Below are 14,640 nucleotides of genomic sequence, written 5' to 3'. Positions count from 1 at the left end.
AGTCGTAACGTGAAACGAGATCAAGAGCCTGCCCGATATGCATAAAAAAATCCGGAAACGAAGAACATTTCCGGATTCTTACACAGCTACTGGATCGATCAACTGATCCTTAACTGATCGGCATTAGCCACAAAGGCTGGTTTTTTTATGCCTGAAGAGTTATCAGGATTCAGGAGGGACTGACATCTCTCTGTATTTCGCCAGTATCGGGTTGTTAATATCTTTCGGATTCTGTAGATCCCACAAGCCGCGGTTAATACCATCATTAACCAGATAAATAACCCCTGTTTCTATCGCAGACATCAGACACATCATGACAGGTTCATTGGTGGTGTAGCCAATTTCACCTTCCAGCAGCCGTTGGTAATCAACGAAACGGAATACCCCAGCCTGGACTTCATAAGACAAGATAGTTTTACTGGTGTTGACCGAAGACAACACTTCACCGGTGCTCACATTGACCACACGCAAGTTCACTGCAATCTGATCAAGCTGGTATTGGGTTTCACCACCGATACCAAAATACCGTGCACCCACACCACCTGATTTCACATTACTTTCATAACCAATAATGGACCCTTCAACCATGACGTTTGCTGCTATCAGCGAATCTAACGGTCTACGGTTGTTTTCAGCAACGGTGCCATTTTCCTGGGCTGCACGAATGATCTTGCGTTCGTTCAACAGGTTTTGCAAACCCTGACGTTCCAATGGAACAAACCAGCGTGAGTCTTTTAATGCCGTGACCAACATAGAAGTCGCACTCTGTGGCACAGCGGTTGAGAAGTTACTTGCTGGATAAGGTTTAAATTGCCCCGTTTCATCCTGAATATTATAAACCGAGACAAAAAGCTTACCTTTAGATTCCGGCAAATGGGTTAAATCACGATAACTTTGCGCGCGAGGCAAAAGTGTAGGTTTCGCAGCTTCTTTAGGTGGTGCTGTTAAACAACCACTTAATAAACACACTGCTACGATGAGAAGTAAACGCTGCATGATGTTTATCCTTAAATACTTTTTGATTATTTAATTCCCACTAGAAGTCAGTGGAATTATTTTGTAAGCCTGCAACCTGTATAGTCGATACTTTTCCTGTTTTGCGGTCGGTTACATTTAACTGCAACTGCCCGTCAGTGTTAGCAATATCGACGATGAAATCATTCGTGACCATGCGACCGGGTTTGCCGGTATTAATGTTGCTAAGCAACCCGCCAAGAAGCTGAGACTGAATAGCCTGAGTAAAGTTATCCAGAGCGGAAGGGGTTTCAATGCCAAAGTTGTCATCAAAACTGGGGTCTTTATACGAGTTCTGTGCCTGTGCCGAGTTAAGTAAAAAAGAGCCGTTATTAGGGTTTCCACCGAAATTTGGGTTGGTAAACTGGAACGTCATATTTCCGCCCCACGCCAGGGGCGAAATTAGCAGTAAAGACAAAACTGCATGAGTAACACGCATGACAGCCTCCTAAAATTCATCGCTAGTTAAATCGCCAGTACTTAACAATGTTTTGTCAATTTGCCGGCGATTAATCGCTTCTTCGGTTTGAATCAGTGCGACATTGACGTTGCGGTCAAAATCACGTTTTGAGGGGAATAAAAAGGCCTGATAAATCACATCCTGATCGACGGTAATGGTTATCCAGCTTCCCCAACGTGCACTGGGTCGCTCATTTATCGTTAAATTTCCAGTAAAACTGCTTTCCCACTTATCACTAAACTCACGATAGAAGTCGTGTCCCACGGACGAAACGGTGTGATCCGTTAATAATCCGGGGACTTCTACTTCGACGGCGCGAGCGCCCCCGGAGGCGCAAATGAGTACTGACGCCAGCAGTAAAGCAGTTTTTAATTTCATCGCTTTATCGCCTGAGGTTATCGTTTGCCCATGAAACCGCCTGAGTGCGGTTCTTTACGGATATTTTTTTGAACAAATTATAGAGATGTGTTTTTACCGTGTTTTCACTTATAAATAGCGACTGAGCAATTTCGATATTCGACGCCCCAATGCGCAATTTATTAAGTATTTCCTTTTCACGGTGAGTCAAAAGAGAAGACTCGACGTTATTGAAACGATAATTTCCTGAGTGATTAATCAGATAGCTGGCTAATTTTTGCGAGAAGTAGCATTCGCCAGCCATAACGCCGCGAATTCCTTCCACCACACGTGGCTCTTCCTCAGACATGTAAAACACGCCATTAATATGTGGCCAGTTTTCGATATCACGGAATTGATACTCTTCAGGAGTGTTTAATAACAACAACTTAATACTGTTATGTTTACGACTCAAGTTATCTTGCCAATAGTTAATCAGCTTTTTATCGGCTTCAACCATATCAAAAAGCACTACAACATTACCCACGACATCTTCCAGAGAGCGTTGAATATTATGCAGTTTCCCATTGATAGAGAGTGAAGACTTTAGATGCTGTAATAACGCAGTTGCTTGTAGCGAGGGTTTAGTGATCAACAATAAAGTTTGAGCATTTAACGCCTGGCTATTCATAGTATGGACTTCATTAAACATGATGAAACCCCATCCGAGTTTGCGCATCAATCAGCTGAATTAACAGAAAATTAATTCACCAGAGGTACTGATAGATGCTGCACTGCTGTGTTTGAATTAATGTTACACAGTCAAATGACGCTAAATTACGTCCTGACTTATTGTGTTAAACAAAATGTTACTGCTGATTTCAATCTAGCGGTTACTAATCTTAAAGCAAGTGTTAAAGATGATACAAAATGTAACATTAGATATTAAAGTGTTTCCTTGAGGCGTTTTTTCTATTTAGTTTTAATACTAAAGTTGTACAGGATTAATAATTTGCATAATTTTAAAACTCATACAAATGATTTTATATCATTGTTTTTAATGGATTAATTGTTGAGTGTTTTTGGTGATTTGAAACTTAACATATGTAAAATGATGCCGTTACATTCTCAATTGTGGCACCTCTTAAGAAAACTCACCTTCGTGACAGTATCGTACTAAAAATTGCCAAATACGTATCGAGGATACCCAGCCAAACGGCAAGATTAGGGGTGATTTTCGATTGGGTTTTAAAAGGTTGCAGGCTAATTAATATTATCCATTCTAAACCCTTTGTTGTATTTGGTTTTTTTTATACCTCTCATACTTTGTAATGAGTGGAAATATAAAAATACAACGTGCGGGTGAGATATTTTAAATGTTTCGCCAGACATACTCAGTTCCGTAACGCAGAAATAACTTTTCACCGTTAGCGTTAACAAAAGTTAGGTGTGTGAATTTTCAGATGTAATTAGCAGAGGTATTCCGGCCCAGGGTGACAACATGAAGAACAGATCGTTATTTGTGATGTTAGCATTGTTGGGTGCGCCTGGTTATGTTATTGCGAGTAATCCTGATCTTGCACGCTCAGAATATAACTTTGCGATGAATGAATTAAGTAGAACATCGCTAAATCAGGCAGCAATCGTTGGTCAACAAGGTATTAATAATAATGCCACGGTTGATCAAAATGGAACCAGACAGTTAGCGGTTGTGAATCAGGCAGGTTCTGGTAACCGGGCTAACGTCGAACAATCAGGGAGTTACAATTTTGCTTATGTTTCGCAATCAGGCTACGGCAATGATGCAGATATAAAGCAAGACTCGTTTGGTAATGCAGCGCTTATTATCCAGCAAGGTTCTGCTAATAGGGCAAGCATTATTCAACAAGGCACGCAAAAATCAGCAGTTGTAGTACAGAAACAGTCTCAAATGGCCGTACGTGTTATCCAAAGATAATACATGACCACTTGAACTAATATTCTCAATACAATGGGGGTTTCACCATGAACTTTTTCAAAATCGCAGCAATCGCAGCAGTGGTGGTTTCAAGTAGTGCAATGGCATCCGATCTCCAATTTGGCTGGCCTGGTAATGGTGGCGGACACGGTGGTAATAGTGATCCACAATCAACTTTGAAAGTGTTCCAACACGGTGCAAACAACTCTGCAACGGCTCTACAAGCAGATGCCAGAAAATCAACTACTGATATTAAACAATATGGTAGTGGTAACTTTGCTGATGTAGGCCAGGGCGCTGATGATGCAACCATCACACTGGTACAAAAAGGCCACGCTAACAGCGCGACTCTTGACCAATGGGAAGCTAAAGGTTCAACCATTGATGTTAGCCAATACGGCTACAAAAACAATGCCACTGTTAACCAAACAGCCGCTGCGTCCTCTGTTGATTTAACTCAAATTGGTTATAACAACCAAGCGAATCTTCAGCAGCATTAATCAAGATTCTGCACTATATAAGAAACAGGGCTTATGCCCTGTTTTTCTTTTTTAATCGGGAGGGGGAAATATGCATACCTTACTTTTGCTCGCAGCTCTCGGTAACCAACTCACCATTGATACCCAGCAGCAGGGTAATACCTACACCATCGTGCCGGTGGCAACACTGAGCCAGGATTGCCAATGCAGAGTCAAACTCACCGCATTGAGTTCCGGATCTTCCGGGCAAACTAACAGCAGCCAGAGCAATAACGTTTTTATTAAGGGCAATGAACCTACCAAGTTATCGCATATGAGCCTGACGCTCACGCCGGGTGACCACGTGACGATCAGTGTGAGTGTGACTGACGGGAAAGATATTCATTTGGAAAAACAGTGGAGCTCGCCGGACAGTGTGTAATGATGTATTTGATTGATTTTACAGTATTTTAAATTTCATTACACTCCAGCGCGTTTTTTGCCGATAACCTTAATACCCATTCTGTTGTTGAGGAATATTTATCGTGAAAACATTAAGCTTAAAACGTCCAATTATTTCGCTCATGTTAGTTCTCTTTTTCCCTCTGGTTAATGCACAAGCCAGCGATGGTGTTATCCATTTTCGTGGCGCAATCGTTGAGTCTCCCTGTAACTTTGCTCAACAACAACAATCGACTGAATTGACCTGTTCAGAAAACGGAAAGAGGGTAATGAGAACGGTTGCCTTCAATAAATTGAATAACTACACACCAAAAAGTGACGTTCCGCTTTCCACCAAAATTCATTACCTTAATGAGCAACGCAATTTGGCCGTGCTGGAAGTCACTTATCGCTAGAACTTTTTGCCTGAGGATATCAGGCCAATACAATGATTCCGTTGGTGGACGTTCTTGCGCTAACGGAATCGTTGTATGAATATTTCTTTCACGCCCTTTTTTGTTACTATTCCCCGCCGTCAGTGGACCTGCACGCGTAAAAAATAGGCGGGTTAACAAAAACCTCGTTAAATTAAGACTTTTTTTATAGTCGGGATGAATCCGAAAAGATATATCTGACGCGGCGTCGTGAATCAATAATGGTACTGAACATGAAGTTAGCGTTTAACATTGTCGACTGGCAAGCAAATGCCCCCGGTTTATCTGAAACCGAGGACTGGCTGGCATGGGGTAAAACCGCCGCCGCTATTGATGTTTCAGCCCCGCCAGGTAAAAGCCGCCATTTGCCGATGATGACCGCACGTCGTCTGGCTTCAGGTAGCCGCCTTGCCGTTGACTGTGCGCTGGCGATATTGTCCCGGCAGTCAGTGGATGCGCTGGTTTTCGCCAGTCGTCACGGCGAACTGGAGCGAAATTTCCGAATTTTGACGGCGCTTGCTGAACAAGAAAGCCTTTCGCCCACCGATTTTGCCATGTCGGTACATAACTCGGCGGTAGGCAATACCACTATCGCGGCGAAACAAGCGCTGGTGTCATCTTCTGTTTCAGCCGGATATGACTCCTTTGCGCAGGCTTTAATAGAAGTGACTTCGCTGCACCATGCGGGATATCAACGCGTGCTGCTGGTGGATTTCGATGGTCTGATACCTGAGTTTTATCACCCGCATCTCGCGGATAAAACGCTGAATATGCCCTTTGCCGTCGCGCTATTGCTGGAAAGTGGCCAGCAAATGCAGTGTGAAACCATGCCTTGCGAGGTCACCGAAGATCGTGGTTTACCGCAGGGGCTGGCATTTTTGCACGGATGGTTGAGTGATGAACCCACTTTCACCCTTGCAGGTGAGCGCCTTCAATGGCGCTGGAGCCGCCATTAATGTGGGCGCGTTTGAAATGGGGCTGGCGAGTACTCATGACCGGCGGGTTATTTGTCTTATTTGGCAGCGGCGGCCTGATGCTTTCGCTGGTTTGGTTTAATTTACTGTTATTATTTGTGCGCGATAATGGCAAACGCCGTGAAATTGCTCGCCGTAGCATTGCCGCCAGTTTCCGATTATTTTTACGCATCGGACGCGGCCTTGGTGTGTTTGATTACCGCTTTGAGAATTGCGAACAACTACGCAATGACCGGGGGTGTTTGATTGTTGCCAATCACCCGACGTTACTCGACTATGTGTTTATTGCTTCTCAGGCGCCACATATTGGCTGCCTGGTGAAAGCCAGTCTGGTGAAAAATCCCTGTTTTCGCGGTGTGATACGCGCAGCGGATTACCTGATCAACAGTCAGGGGGAAACGTTACTTCCTGAAAGCCAGAAACGCATGGTAGCAGGGGAGGCGATTCTGATTTTCCCGGAAGGTACGCGCACGCGTCCGGGCGAGCCGCTGGTTATTCAGCGCGGTGCGGCCAATATTGCGGTACGCAGCGGGTGCGAGTTACGTTTGGTGCATATTCACTGTGACCAGCGTTATCTGGACAAACACAGCCGTTGGTATCAGATACCCAAGCGCAAGCCGATGATTACCGTCAGTGTCAAACAGCGGATCGACAGCCGGTGCTTTATGGAAAATCTTGACGATGCCCCTGCGTTAGCGGCGCGTCGTCTTAGCCAATATTTATGTCAGGAACTGGTTCCTGATTCTCGTTAAGACTCGGATGATTATATGGAATCTTTAGAGACCGATATTAAACAACTCATTATCGACACGTTGAATCTGGAAGAGATAAGCGTTGATGAGATTGAAAGTGAGGCCGCGTTATTTGGTAATGACGGCCTGGGCCTTGATTCCATTGATGCACTGGAATTAGGACTGGCGGTAAAAAAACGATATGGTGTGGTGTTATCCGCCGAAAACGAAGCGATGCGCGAACATTTTTATTCCGTCGCGAGTCTTGCCACATTTATTAAAAGTCAAAACCCTGCGCACAGCGCCTGATTGAAACCACGAGTACGCTATGAATAAAGAAGATATTTATCAGGAAGTCACCGGGTTACTGGTTAAGTTATTTGAACTCTCTCCTGAAAACATTACCCCGCAATCTCGTCTCTACGAAGATTTGGATCTGGATAGTATTGATGCGGTAGATATGGTTGTGCATCTACAAAAGCGCAGCGGTAAAAAAATTAAACCGGAAGATTTTAAATCAGTACGCACAGTACAGGATGTTGTGGACGCGGTTGAGCGTTTGCATAGCGAGTCTTAACGCGTGCGAGCAAAACGAGCACTGAGTATTGCTGGAGGGCTAGCCGTAATAGGTTGGCCCTTTGCCGTCTGGTTAGCTATCTCATATCCAAAATTACGCATTTTATTGCCGTGTCTGGCGCTGTGCTTTGTCCTGCGCTTATGCGCGCTGCGTGGAAAAACCGGAGCCCTAAGCCGAGCGTTTAAAGGGCTGGCGCTGGCGGGCACGGTGCTAACTATTGCCAGCATCTGGATGCGAGAAGCCCAACTGCTGCTGTGGTATCCGGTGGTCGTCAATGCGGTAACGCTGGCATTGTTTGGTTCATCCCTGTTTACACGGATGTCGCTTATTGAACGCCTGGCACGTTGGCGCGAAGGGGATCTTCCCCCTGAAGGGGTCCGTTACACTCGCCGGGTCACTCAAGTCTGGTGCATTTTCTTTATTTTTAACGGCAGCGTTTCATTGTGGACGTGCCTTGCGGGAAACGTTCATTGGTGGACTCTGTGGAATGGAATGGCAAGTTACCTGCTGATGGGGTTGTTATTTGCGGGCGAATGGCTGATACGACTGCGGGTGAAACGTCGCTATGAATAGTCCGTTGGCGCTGGCGAAGTGGTTGAGCGGCGACCGTCATCCGCAGCATGTTGTGGCGTTTGCCGGGGAGCAATGCTTCACACAAACCGATTTAATGAAAGACGTACAGCGTATTTACCGCTGGCTGCATTGCCAGCCGGGCAAGCGCTGGGCGCTCTGTTTTGACAACAGTTATGACTTTATTGCCGCACTTTTAGCGACGCTGCATGCCGGCAAAACGCCGGTTTTACCAGGTCACAGTCGCGAAGCCCAACTGCGTGAACAGCAGCGTCATTTTTGCGGTGTGATTAGCGATGTACAGCTAAACCTCGACTGCCCGGTGCTCAATCCACAAACGTTGGATTATCCCGCATTGACGTCGTTTGAACCGGTTCCCGATGATGCGGGCGTGGTGTTCTTTACCTCGGGTTCAACGGGCGAACCGACACAAATATTCAAAACGCTGCGTGCGCTGGATGAAGAAATCGTCTGGCTGGCGGCGTTGTGGGGCGAGGATCTGCACGATTGTCGCCTGGTGGGGTCGGTGTCGCATCAGCATCTTTATGGTTTCACCTTCCGCGTGATGTTGCCGATGGCGCTCGGCCTGGCATGCGATGCTTTGATGATTCATTTTCCAGAGCAATTAGCGGCACGTGCGGCTCATCCATTGCTGTTTATCAGTAGCCCGGCGTTTTTAAAACGGCTTGATATTAACCTCGCCGCCCCGGTCTTCAAACGAGTGATATCCGCCGCCGGAAAACTCGATGACGACACGGCACAGCAGGCGCTCGCCTGGCTTAAAACGCCCGTATCAGAAATTTACGGCACCACCGAAACTGGCGTGCTGGCGTGGCGTGAACATGCGCAGCCCGATCCGGAATGGCAAGCCTTCCCGGCAGTGCAATTTACCCAGCAGGGCGATGGCTGGCGCGTTGCATCACCGTTGATTCATCAAGGCCACGTCCAGCTTGATGATATTCTCGAATTTACCGCGCAAAGGCGTTTTCGTTTACTCGGGCGACGCGATCGCATTGTTAAAATCGAAGAAAAACGGATCTCACTGAGTGAAATTGAACGTCGATTGATGGCATTACCGGGTATTGAAGATGCGGCCGTGGTCCCCGTTACACGGGGCAAGCGCATCGCACTCGGTGCCGTGGTGGTCGCCCCCAAAGCGGATGCCACCAGCAAGCAACAATGGCGAGAAGCGCTCAGTGCCTGGCTTGAGCCACTCGCTATTCCACGTTTTTGGCGCGTCGTCGAGCGTATTCCGCTCAATAGCCAGAGCAAGCGTGCGTGGGCGCAATTACAGGAGTTATTTGATGAAACCCGTTGAGTTACAGCGTTCGCAACCTGAAGTGGGCAAATTGTGTTTGCGACTCGCGGTTCCGGCAACATTAGGCTGGTTCGCGGGGCATTTCCCCACGCAACCGATATTACCGGGCGTCGCACAACTTGATTGGGTGATGGCCTACGGTGCAGAGCTCGCGCCTGAAATGCGCTTTAGTTCGATTGATAATGTGAAATTCCAGCGTCCGATTGTTCCGCAAACTGAACTGGAACTGAATCTGCAATGGGATGCGGCACGTAGCGTGCTCAGTTTCTCCTACACCTTGTTGACTGAACAAGGCGGCGTTCCGGCCAGCAGCGGGAAGATCAAACTATGTCCGTAACGGAGGTGTCCGAAATGTCGGCGTCCGTAACGGCCACGGCTTTTCGTCCTTGTGTTGTGATCCCATGCTATAACCATGGCGCGACGATGGCTGTGGTGTTGGCACGTCTGCAACCGTTTGGCCTGCCGTGCATTATTGTTGATGACGGTAGCGAGTCGGCCACCAAACAGCAACTGGCACAATTAACCGGCGTCACGCTAATCCAACTGGAAAAGAACCAGGGAAAAGGGGAAGCCGTGGTGACCGGGCTAAAAGCGGCGGCACAGGCAGGTTTTAGCCACGCATTACAGCTTGATGCCGACGGGCAGCACTGCATCGAAGATGTGCCGCGTTTTTTAGCTGAGGCACAGGCACATCCCGAAAGCCTGATTTCCGGCATGCCGAATTACGACGAATCCGTCCCCAAAGCGCGTTTATATGGGCGTTATGTCACGCACGTTTGGGTATGGATTGAAACGCTTTCGTTGTCATTGAAAGACAGCATGTGCGGATTCCGTGTCTATCCGCTGGCGGCTACGCTTGCGGCTATCGCTAAACATCCTCCCGGCAAACGGATGGATTTCGACACGGAAATCATGGTGCGGCTGTATTGGGCGGGAACCGACAGTCGATTTTTGCCAACCCGTGTGATTTATCCGCAAGATGGCGTGTCGCATTTTGATGCGCTGCATGACAACCTGCGTATCTCCTGGATGCACACCCGACTGTTTTTTGGCATGTTGCCCCGCATTCCTGCACTCCTCGCACGACGTCGCCAACGCACGCATTGGGCGCAAATCCCTGAACGTAAAGGGCTGGCGGGTATGCGTCTGATGCTCAACATTTACCAGCGTTTAGGGCGTCGTGCATTTAACGTCTTGCTCTATCCGGTGGTGGCGTGGATGTGGGTGACAGGAAGCACGCAGCGCAAAGCTTCTCAGCAGTGGCTGGAGCGTGTCAGGTTACAGGCGGAACGTCAGCACATGACGTTGCCAAAAGGGCTAAACAGCTATCGCCACTTCTTACGTTTTGGCGATGCGATGCTCAATAAAATCGCTGCCTGGCGGGGCGATATTGTCTGGGGGCGCGACATTGAATTTGCGCCCGGCAGCCGTGAAGTTTTGCAGCCGCAAGCAGGGCAGGGGAAGCTAATTCTTGCCGCTCATCTCGGTGATATCGAAGCCAGCCGCGCGCTGGCGCAAGTTGAAGCCGGGCTTATTATTAATGCGCTGGTATTTACTGACCACGCACAACGTTTTCGCCAGATTATCGAAGAAATTGCTCCGCAGGCGGCGGTGAACTTGCTCCCCGTAAGCCATATCGGGCCGCAGACGGCCATGCTGTTACAAGACAAGCTGGATGCTGGTGAATGGGTGGCCATTGTCGGTGATCGGATTGCGGTCAATTCCCAGCGTGGCGGGGAGAGGCGTGTTTGCTGGAGTACGTTTATGGGCAGCCCAGCGCCGTTTCCACAAGGCCCGTTTATCCTGGCTGCTGCATTACGATGCCCAGTCATTCTAATGATGGTATTGCGCGAGCAGGGCAAACTGCGTATTCACGCAGAAAACTTTGCCGACCCGCTGCTGCTGCCGCGAGCTACCCGGTCACAGGCACTACAAGCGATCATTGATCAATACGCGCAGCGTCTGGAAGTGTACGCACTGCGTTCGCCGCTTGATTGGTTTAATTTTTATGATTTCTGGCAGTTACCGCCAGAAAAGGAGTCCGGATGTTAAATGACCCACGTTTTTCCGTTGAGGTCAGCATCAAAGTTCCCTTCCATGATGTCGATGCGATGGGCGTGGTGTGGCACGGTAACTATTTCCGTTACTTTGAAGTGGCGCGCGAGGCATTGCTCGGCCAGTTTGATTATGGATACCGTGCGATGCAAGAGTCCGGTTACGTTTGGCCGGTGGTCGACACCCGCGTGAAATACCGTGATGTGGTGAAGTTTGAACAACAGATTCTGGTTCGAGCCACGATACTGGAGTACGAAAACCGCCTGAAAATCGGCTATGAAATTATTGATGCGCAAAATGGTAAACGCACCACCACCGGTTACACCATTCAGGTTGCTGTTTCGGCAACCAGTGGCGAACTGTGTTTTGTTTCCCCTCCAATCCTTTTTGAACGCATGGGCTTGAGTAATGAATAAGATTCTTTTAATGGCCTTGCTGTTTATCAGCTATACGGCGAGCGCAATGACACTCGATGACGTGCAACGCAGTTTTGCGTCGCAGCCAATCGTGCGGGCTAAATTCCAACAAGAACGGCAAATTAGCGGAATGGCGCAACCGCTGCATTCCAGTGGCGAAGTGCTTATCGCGAAAACCAAAGGCCTTTGGTGGCAGCAACAGCATCCCTTCCCAATGACGCTGGTACTGGATGACAGCCATATGGTTCAGGTGATGGGCAGCCAGGCTCCGCAAATCATCACCGCAGACAGCAACCCACAAATGTTCCAGTTCAACCATTTGTTACGGGCGTTATTCCAGGCTGACCGGAAAGTACTCGATGAAAACTTCTCTCATGTCTTTACCGACCAGGGTAACGGCAAATGGCAACTGGTATTAACGCCGAGCACCACGCCGCTCGATAAACTGTTTAGCACCATCACGCTGCAGGGCGATAAGGTGCTTAATCGCATCGAACTGAACGATTTGCAGGGCGATTTCACTGAGATCTCCTTTAGTAATCACCGACTGGATCCACGAAAACTGACTCATGAAGAGCAGCAGCGCTTCGCTTTCTGACATGCATCGTCGCCTGGCATGGGGCTGGCTTGCGATAGTCACTCTGCTTGTGGTGTTGCTCGCAACTTTGCTCCCCAGGGCGCGGCTCGACAGCAGCGTCTTGTCGTTGCTTCCTGCCAGCAGCCTGGGGAACGTCCCTCCGCAAATAGAGAACGGTTTTCTGCAACGTCTCGACAGGCAGATGATGTGGATGGTCAGCCCGGGTAATACGCCGGATACCACTGCGGCGCAGTGGTGGCAATCACAACTGCAACAGCAGCCATTCCTGCAAGATGTCCAGGGGCCGATGGATGCCAGGAGCCAGCAGGAGTGGGGGAAGTTTTACTTCGAAAACCGTAATGGTCTGGTGGATAACCAGACCCGCAGCCGTTTGCAAAACGGCGGTGAAGCCCAGGCGCAATGGGTGCTATCGCAACTCTACTCGGCGTTTTCTGGCGTCAGTGGGAAAGAGTTAGCCCACGATCCCTTGATGCTGGTACGAGGATCGCAACTGGCACTGCAACAAACCGCCAGTCAAATGCGGTTGCAAAACGGCTGGCTGGTGGCGCGAGATAAACAAGGGCGCTACTGGTATTTGCTGCACGGGGAACTAAAAGGCTCCTCATTTGATATGCAGCAAGGGCGCGCGGCAGTCGAGCAACTGCGGGCTTTAGAACAAAACCTGAAACAGCAGTTCCCGCAGGCGCAGGTGATGTCGCGCGGCACCTTGTTCTACAGCGATTATGCCAGCCAGCAGGCAAAGCACGATGTCTCGACGCTAGGACTTGCAACGGTCATTGGCGTGTTACTGCTGGTACTACTGGTGTTTCGTTCGGTGCGGCCATTACTGTTATGTGCCACGTCAGTCGCCATCGGCGCGCTGGCAGGAACGGCAATAACGTTGTTGTGTTTTGGCGAACTGCATCTGATGACGCTGGTGATGAGTATGAGCATCGTGGGTGTTTCGGCGGATTACACGCTCTATTACCTCACCGAGCGCATGGTGCATGGCGCGCAAAACTCGCCCATCGCCAGTTTACGCAAAGTGCTGCCTGCCTTGTTGCTGGCATTAGCCACCACTGCCATCGCCTATCTGATCATGATCCTCGCGCCATTCCCTGGCATTCGCCAGCTTGCGGTGTTTGCCGCCAGTGGGTTGATCGCATCCTGTCTCACGGTGGTGTGCTGGTGTCCGTTCGCGGTACGCGGTTTGCCCGTCAGACCGGTGCCTTGTAGCACGTTGCTTAAAGGTTGGTTGAATGCGTGGCAAAACAATAACGCGGTGCGCTTTGGCATACCGCTGGCATTGTTGGTCATCAGCCTCGTGGGGATTGCATCATTAAAAGTGAATGATGACATCGCCAGTTTTCAGGCATTACCCCAGGATCTGGTTCGTGAGGAGCAGGCGATTACCGCGCTAACCGGGCAGGGGATGGATCAAAAATGGTTTGTCGTTTACGGCGATACGGCTGAACAAACGCTACAACGCCTCGAAAAACTGGCCCCTGTTCTGGCTGGCGCGCAAAAGAGTCAGCTAATCGACAGTTATCGACTGATCCCGCTCGCCTCGCTTGAACAGCAGCAGGCAGATTTGCAATTGCTGCGTGAAGCCGCGCCGATTTTACAAAAACGGCTGGCGGAAAGCGGAGTGACCATCACTGCGCCGAATCTTCAGCAAATGCCGGTCACGCCGAAACTGTGGCAAAAGAGCGTCATTAGCAGCGGCTGGCGTTTGTTGTGGCTGTCTTTGCCGGACGGTAAAAGTGGCGCACTGGTGCCTGTCAGTGGTGTTCGCGACAGCGCAGCGCTTGCGACACTTGCGGCAAAACTGCCCGGTGTCAGTTGGGTTGACAGGAAAGTCATGTTCAATGAGCTGTTCAGCCATTTTCGTAGTTTACTGGCGGGGTTACTGGTGATTGCTGTGGCGGCGATTGCGCTGAGTTATGTGCTGCGATTAGGGCTAAAACGCGGTTTGCTGAATGTGGTGCCGTCGTTGTTATCACTCGGCGGTGGCCTTGCCGCACTGGCGTTTAGCGGGTATGCGCTGAATCTGTTTTCATTACTGGCGTTGGTGCTGGTGTTGGGCATTGGCATTAATTACACCCTGTTCTTTAGTAATCCGCGTGGTACACCGCTGACGTCGTTGCTCGCCATCAGCGTGGCCTTGCTGACCACACTTTTCACCTTAGGCATGCTGGTCTTTAGCCAGACACAAGCCATCGCAAGTTTTGGCATTGTGTTGAGCTGCGGGATCTTCTGCGCATTTTTAACTGCGCCATTAGCCTTACCCCCATCGACCCAAGGAGAGGGAACGAGATAACC

19 protein-coding genes are annotated in these 14,640 nt (G+C 49.1%); 15 read left to right on the top strand and 4 right to left on the bottom strand.

Translation table 11 applies throughout. The features are described 5' to 3' along the window. Nucleotides 1-162: 162 nt before the first annotated feature. From csgG to csgD, 4 genes are read right to left on the bottom strand one after another with little or no spacing between them, the layout of a single operon-like run. Nucleotides 163-996 (bottom strand): curli production assembly/transport protein CsgG, encoded by an 834-nt coding sequence (gene csgG, locus BSPA111_RS15170; protein WP_183271965.1) that lies wholly within the window; start codon nucleotides 994-996, stop codon nucleotides 163-165. 40 nt (nucleotides 997-1,036) lie between these two features. Beyond that, nucleotides 1,037-1,453 carry a curli production assembly/transport protein CsgF gene (csgF, locus tag BSPA111_RS15165; protein WP_183271964.1) on the bottom strand — a complete coding sequence of 139 codons (417 nt, stop codon included), beginning with the start codon at nucleotides 1,451-1,453 and terminating at the stop codon, nucleotides 1,037-1,039. Nucleotides 1,454-1,462: 9 nt separating this feature from the next. After that, complete coding sequence (gene csgE, locus BSPA111_RS15160; RefSeq protein WP_183271963.1) at nucleotides 1,463-1,852, bottom strand: curli production assembly/transport protein CsgE; 390 nt, start codon at nucleotides 1,850-1,852, stop codon at nucleotides 1,463-1,465. Between the two features lie 4 nt (nucleotides 1,853-1,856). Beyond that, the gene (csgD, locus tag BSPA111_RS15155) at nucleotides 1,857-2,522 is read right to left on the bottom strand and encodes a biofilm master transcriptional regulator CsgD (RefSeq protein WP_183271962.1); all 666 of its coding nucleotides are present in this window, start codon (nucleotides 2,520-2,522) and stop codon (nucleotides 1,857-1,859) included. 789 nt (nucleotides 2,523-3,311) lie between these two features. Between csgD and csgB the strand changes: the two genes are divergently transcribed. The 15 genes from csgB (at nucleotide 3,312) to BSPA111_RS15080 (ending at nucleotide 14,638) form a co-directional block, all read left to right on the top strand. Next, complete coding sequence (gene csgB / locus BSPA111_RS15150; RefSeq protein ID WP_183271961.1) at nucleotides 3,312-3,767, top strand: curli minor subunit CsgB; 456 nt, start codon at nucleotides 3,312-3,314, stop codon at nucleotides 3,765-3,767. Between the two features lie 47 nt (nucleotides 3,768-3,814). Next, nucleotides 3,815-4,267: a curli major subunit CsgA gene (gene csgA, locus BSPA111_RS15145; RefSeq protein ID WP_183271960.1), complete on the top strand. Its 453-nt coding sequence runs from the start codon at nucleotides 3,815-3,817 to the stop codon at nucleotides 4,265-4,267. 70 nt (nucleotides 4,268-4,337) lie between these two features. Further along, complete coding sequence (gene csgC, locus BSPA111_RS15140) at nucleotides 4,338-4,667, top strand: curli assembly chaperone CsgC (RefSeq protein WP_183271959.1); 330 nt, start codon at nucleotides 4,338-4,340, stop codon at nucleotides 4,665-4,667. A 103-nt stretch (nucleotides 4,668-4,770) separates the two neighbouring features. Beyond that, nucleotides 4,771-5,082: a type 1 fimbrial protein gene (locus BSPA111_RS15135; RefSeq protein ID WP_183271958.1), complete on the top strand. Its 312-nt coding sequence runs from the start codon at nucleotides 4,771-4,773 to the stop codon at nucleotides 5,080-5,082. Between the two features lie 251 nt (nucleotides 5,083-5,333). Continuing rightward, the gene (locus BSPA111_RS15130; RefSeq protein ID WP_183271957.1) at nucleotides 5,334-6,056 is read left to right on the top strand and encodes a beta-ketoacyl synthase chain length factor; all 723 of its coding nucleotides are present in this window, start codon (nucleotides 5,334-5,336) and stop codon (nucleotides 6,054-6,056) included. Further along, nucleotides 6,035-6,826, top strand: coding sequence for a 1-acyl-sn-glycerol-3-phosphate acyltransferase (locus BSPA111_RS15125; protein ID WP_183271956.1), 792 nt, complete (start codon nucleotides 6,035-6,037; stop codon nucleotides 6,824-6,826). The genes BSPA111_RS15130 and BSPA111_RS15125 overlap by 22 nt, the downstream gene beginning before the upstream one ends. Nucleotides 6,827-6,841: 15 nt before the next feature. Continuing rightward, nucleotides 6,842-7,114 carry a phosphopantetheine-binding protein gene (locus BSPA111_RS15120; protein ID WP_183271955.1) on the top strand — a complete coding sequence of 91 codons (273 nt, stop codon included), beginning with the start codon at nucleotides 6,842-6,844 and terminating at the stop codon, nucleotides 7,112-7,114. A gap of 19 nt (nucleotides 7,115-7,133) precedes the next feature. Next, the gene (locus BSPA111_RS15115) at nucleotides 7,134-7,382 is read left to right on the top strand and encodes an acyl carrier protein (protein ID WP_183271954.1); all 249 of its coding nucleotides are present in this window, start codon (nucleotides 7,134-7,136) and stop codon (nucleotides 7,380-7,382) included. A gap of 3 nt (nucleotides 7,383-7,385) precedes the next feature. Further along, on the top strand, nucleotides 7,386-7,955 hold the full coding sequence (locus BSPA111_RS15110) for a hypothetical protein (protein WP_255459284.1): 570 nt from the start codon (nucleotides 7,386-7,388) through the stop codon (nucleotides 7,953-7,955). Then, on the top strand, nucleotides 7,948-9,270 hold the full coding sequence (locus tag BSPA111_RS15105; RefSeq protein WP_183271953.1) for an AMP-binding protein: 1,323 nt from the start codon (nucleotides 7,948-7,950) through the stop codon (nucleotides 9,268-9,270). Before BSPA111_RS15110 ends, BSPA111_RS15105 begins: the two co-directional genes overlap by 8 nt. Continuing rightward, nucleotides 9,257-9,607 (top strand): 3-hydroxyacyl-ACP dehydratase FabZ family protein, encoded by a 351-nt coding sequence (locus BSPA111_RS15100; RefSeq protein ID WP_183271952.1) that lies wholly within the window; start codon nucleotides 9,257-9,259, stop codon nucleotides 9,605-9,607. The genes BSPA111_RS15105 and BSPA111_RS15100 overlap by 14 nt, the downstream gene beginning before the upstream one ends. A gap of 14 nt (nucleotides 9,608-9,621) precedes the next feature. Next, complete coding sequence (locus BSPA111_RS15095; RefSeq protein WP_183271951.1) at nucleotides 9,622-11,322, top strand: glycosyltransferase; 1,701 nt, start codon at nucleotides 9,622-9,624, stop codon at nucleotides 11,320-11,322. Beyond that, nucleotides 11,316-11,741 (top strand): thioesterase family protein, encoded by a 426-nt coding sequence (locus BSPA111_RS15090; RefSeq protein WP_183271950.1) that lies wholly within the window; start codon nucleotides 11,316-11,318, stop codon nucleotides 11,739-11,741. Before BSPA111_RS15095 ends, BSPA111_RS15090 begins: the two co-directional genes overlap by 7 nt. Then, nucleotides 11,734-12,339 carry an outer membrane lipoprotein carrier protein LolA gene (locus BSPA111_RS15085; protein WP_183271949.1) on the top strand — a complete coding sequence of 202 codons (606 nt, stop codon included), beginning with the start codon at nucleotides 11,734-11,736 and terminating at the stop codon, nucleotides 12,337-12,339. Before BSPA111_RS15090 ends, BSPA111_RS15085 begins: the two co-directional genes overlap by 8 nt. Further along, nucleotides 12,311-14,638 (top strand): MMPL family transporter, encoded by a 2,328-nt coding sequence (locus BSPA111_RS15080; RefSeq protein ID WP_183271948.1) that lies wholly within the window; start codon nucleotides 12,311-12,313, stop codon nucleotides 14,636-14,638. The genes BSPA111_RS15085 and BSPA111_RS15080 overlap by 29 nt, the downstream gene beginning before the upstream one ends. Nucleotides 14,639-14,640: the final 2 nt, after the last annotated feature.

It is taken from the genome of Buttiauxella sp. A111, from assembly GCF_014189855.1.
Lineage (GTDB): Bacteria > Pseudomonadota > Gammaproteobacteria > Enterobacterales > Enterobacteriaceae > Buttiauxella > Buttiauxella selenatireducens.
This window is presented reverse-complemented; position numbering and strand designations above follow the sequence as displayed.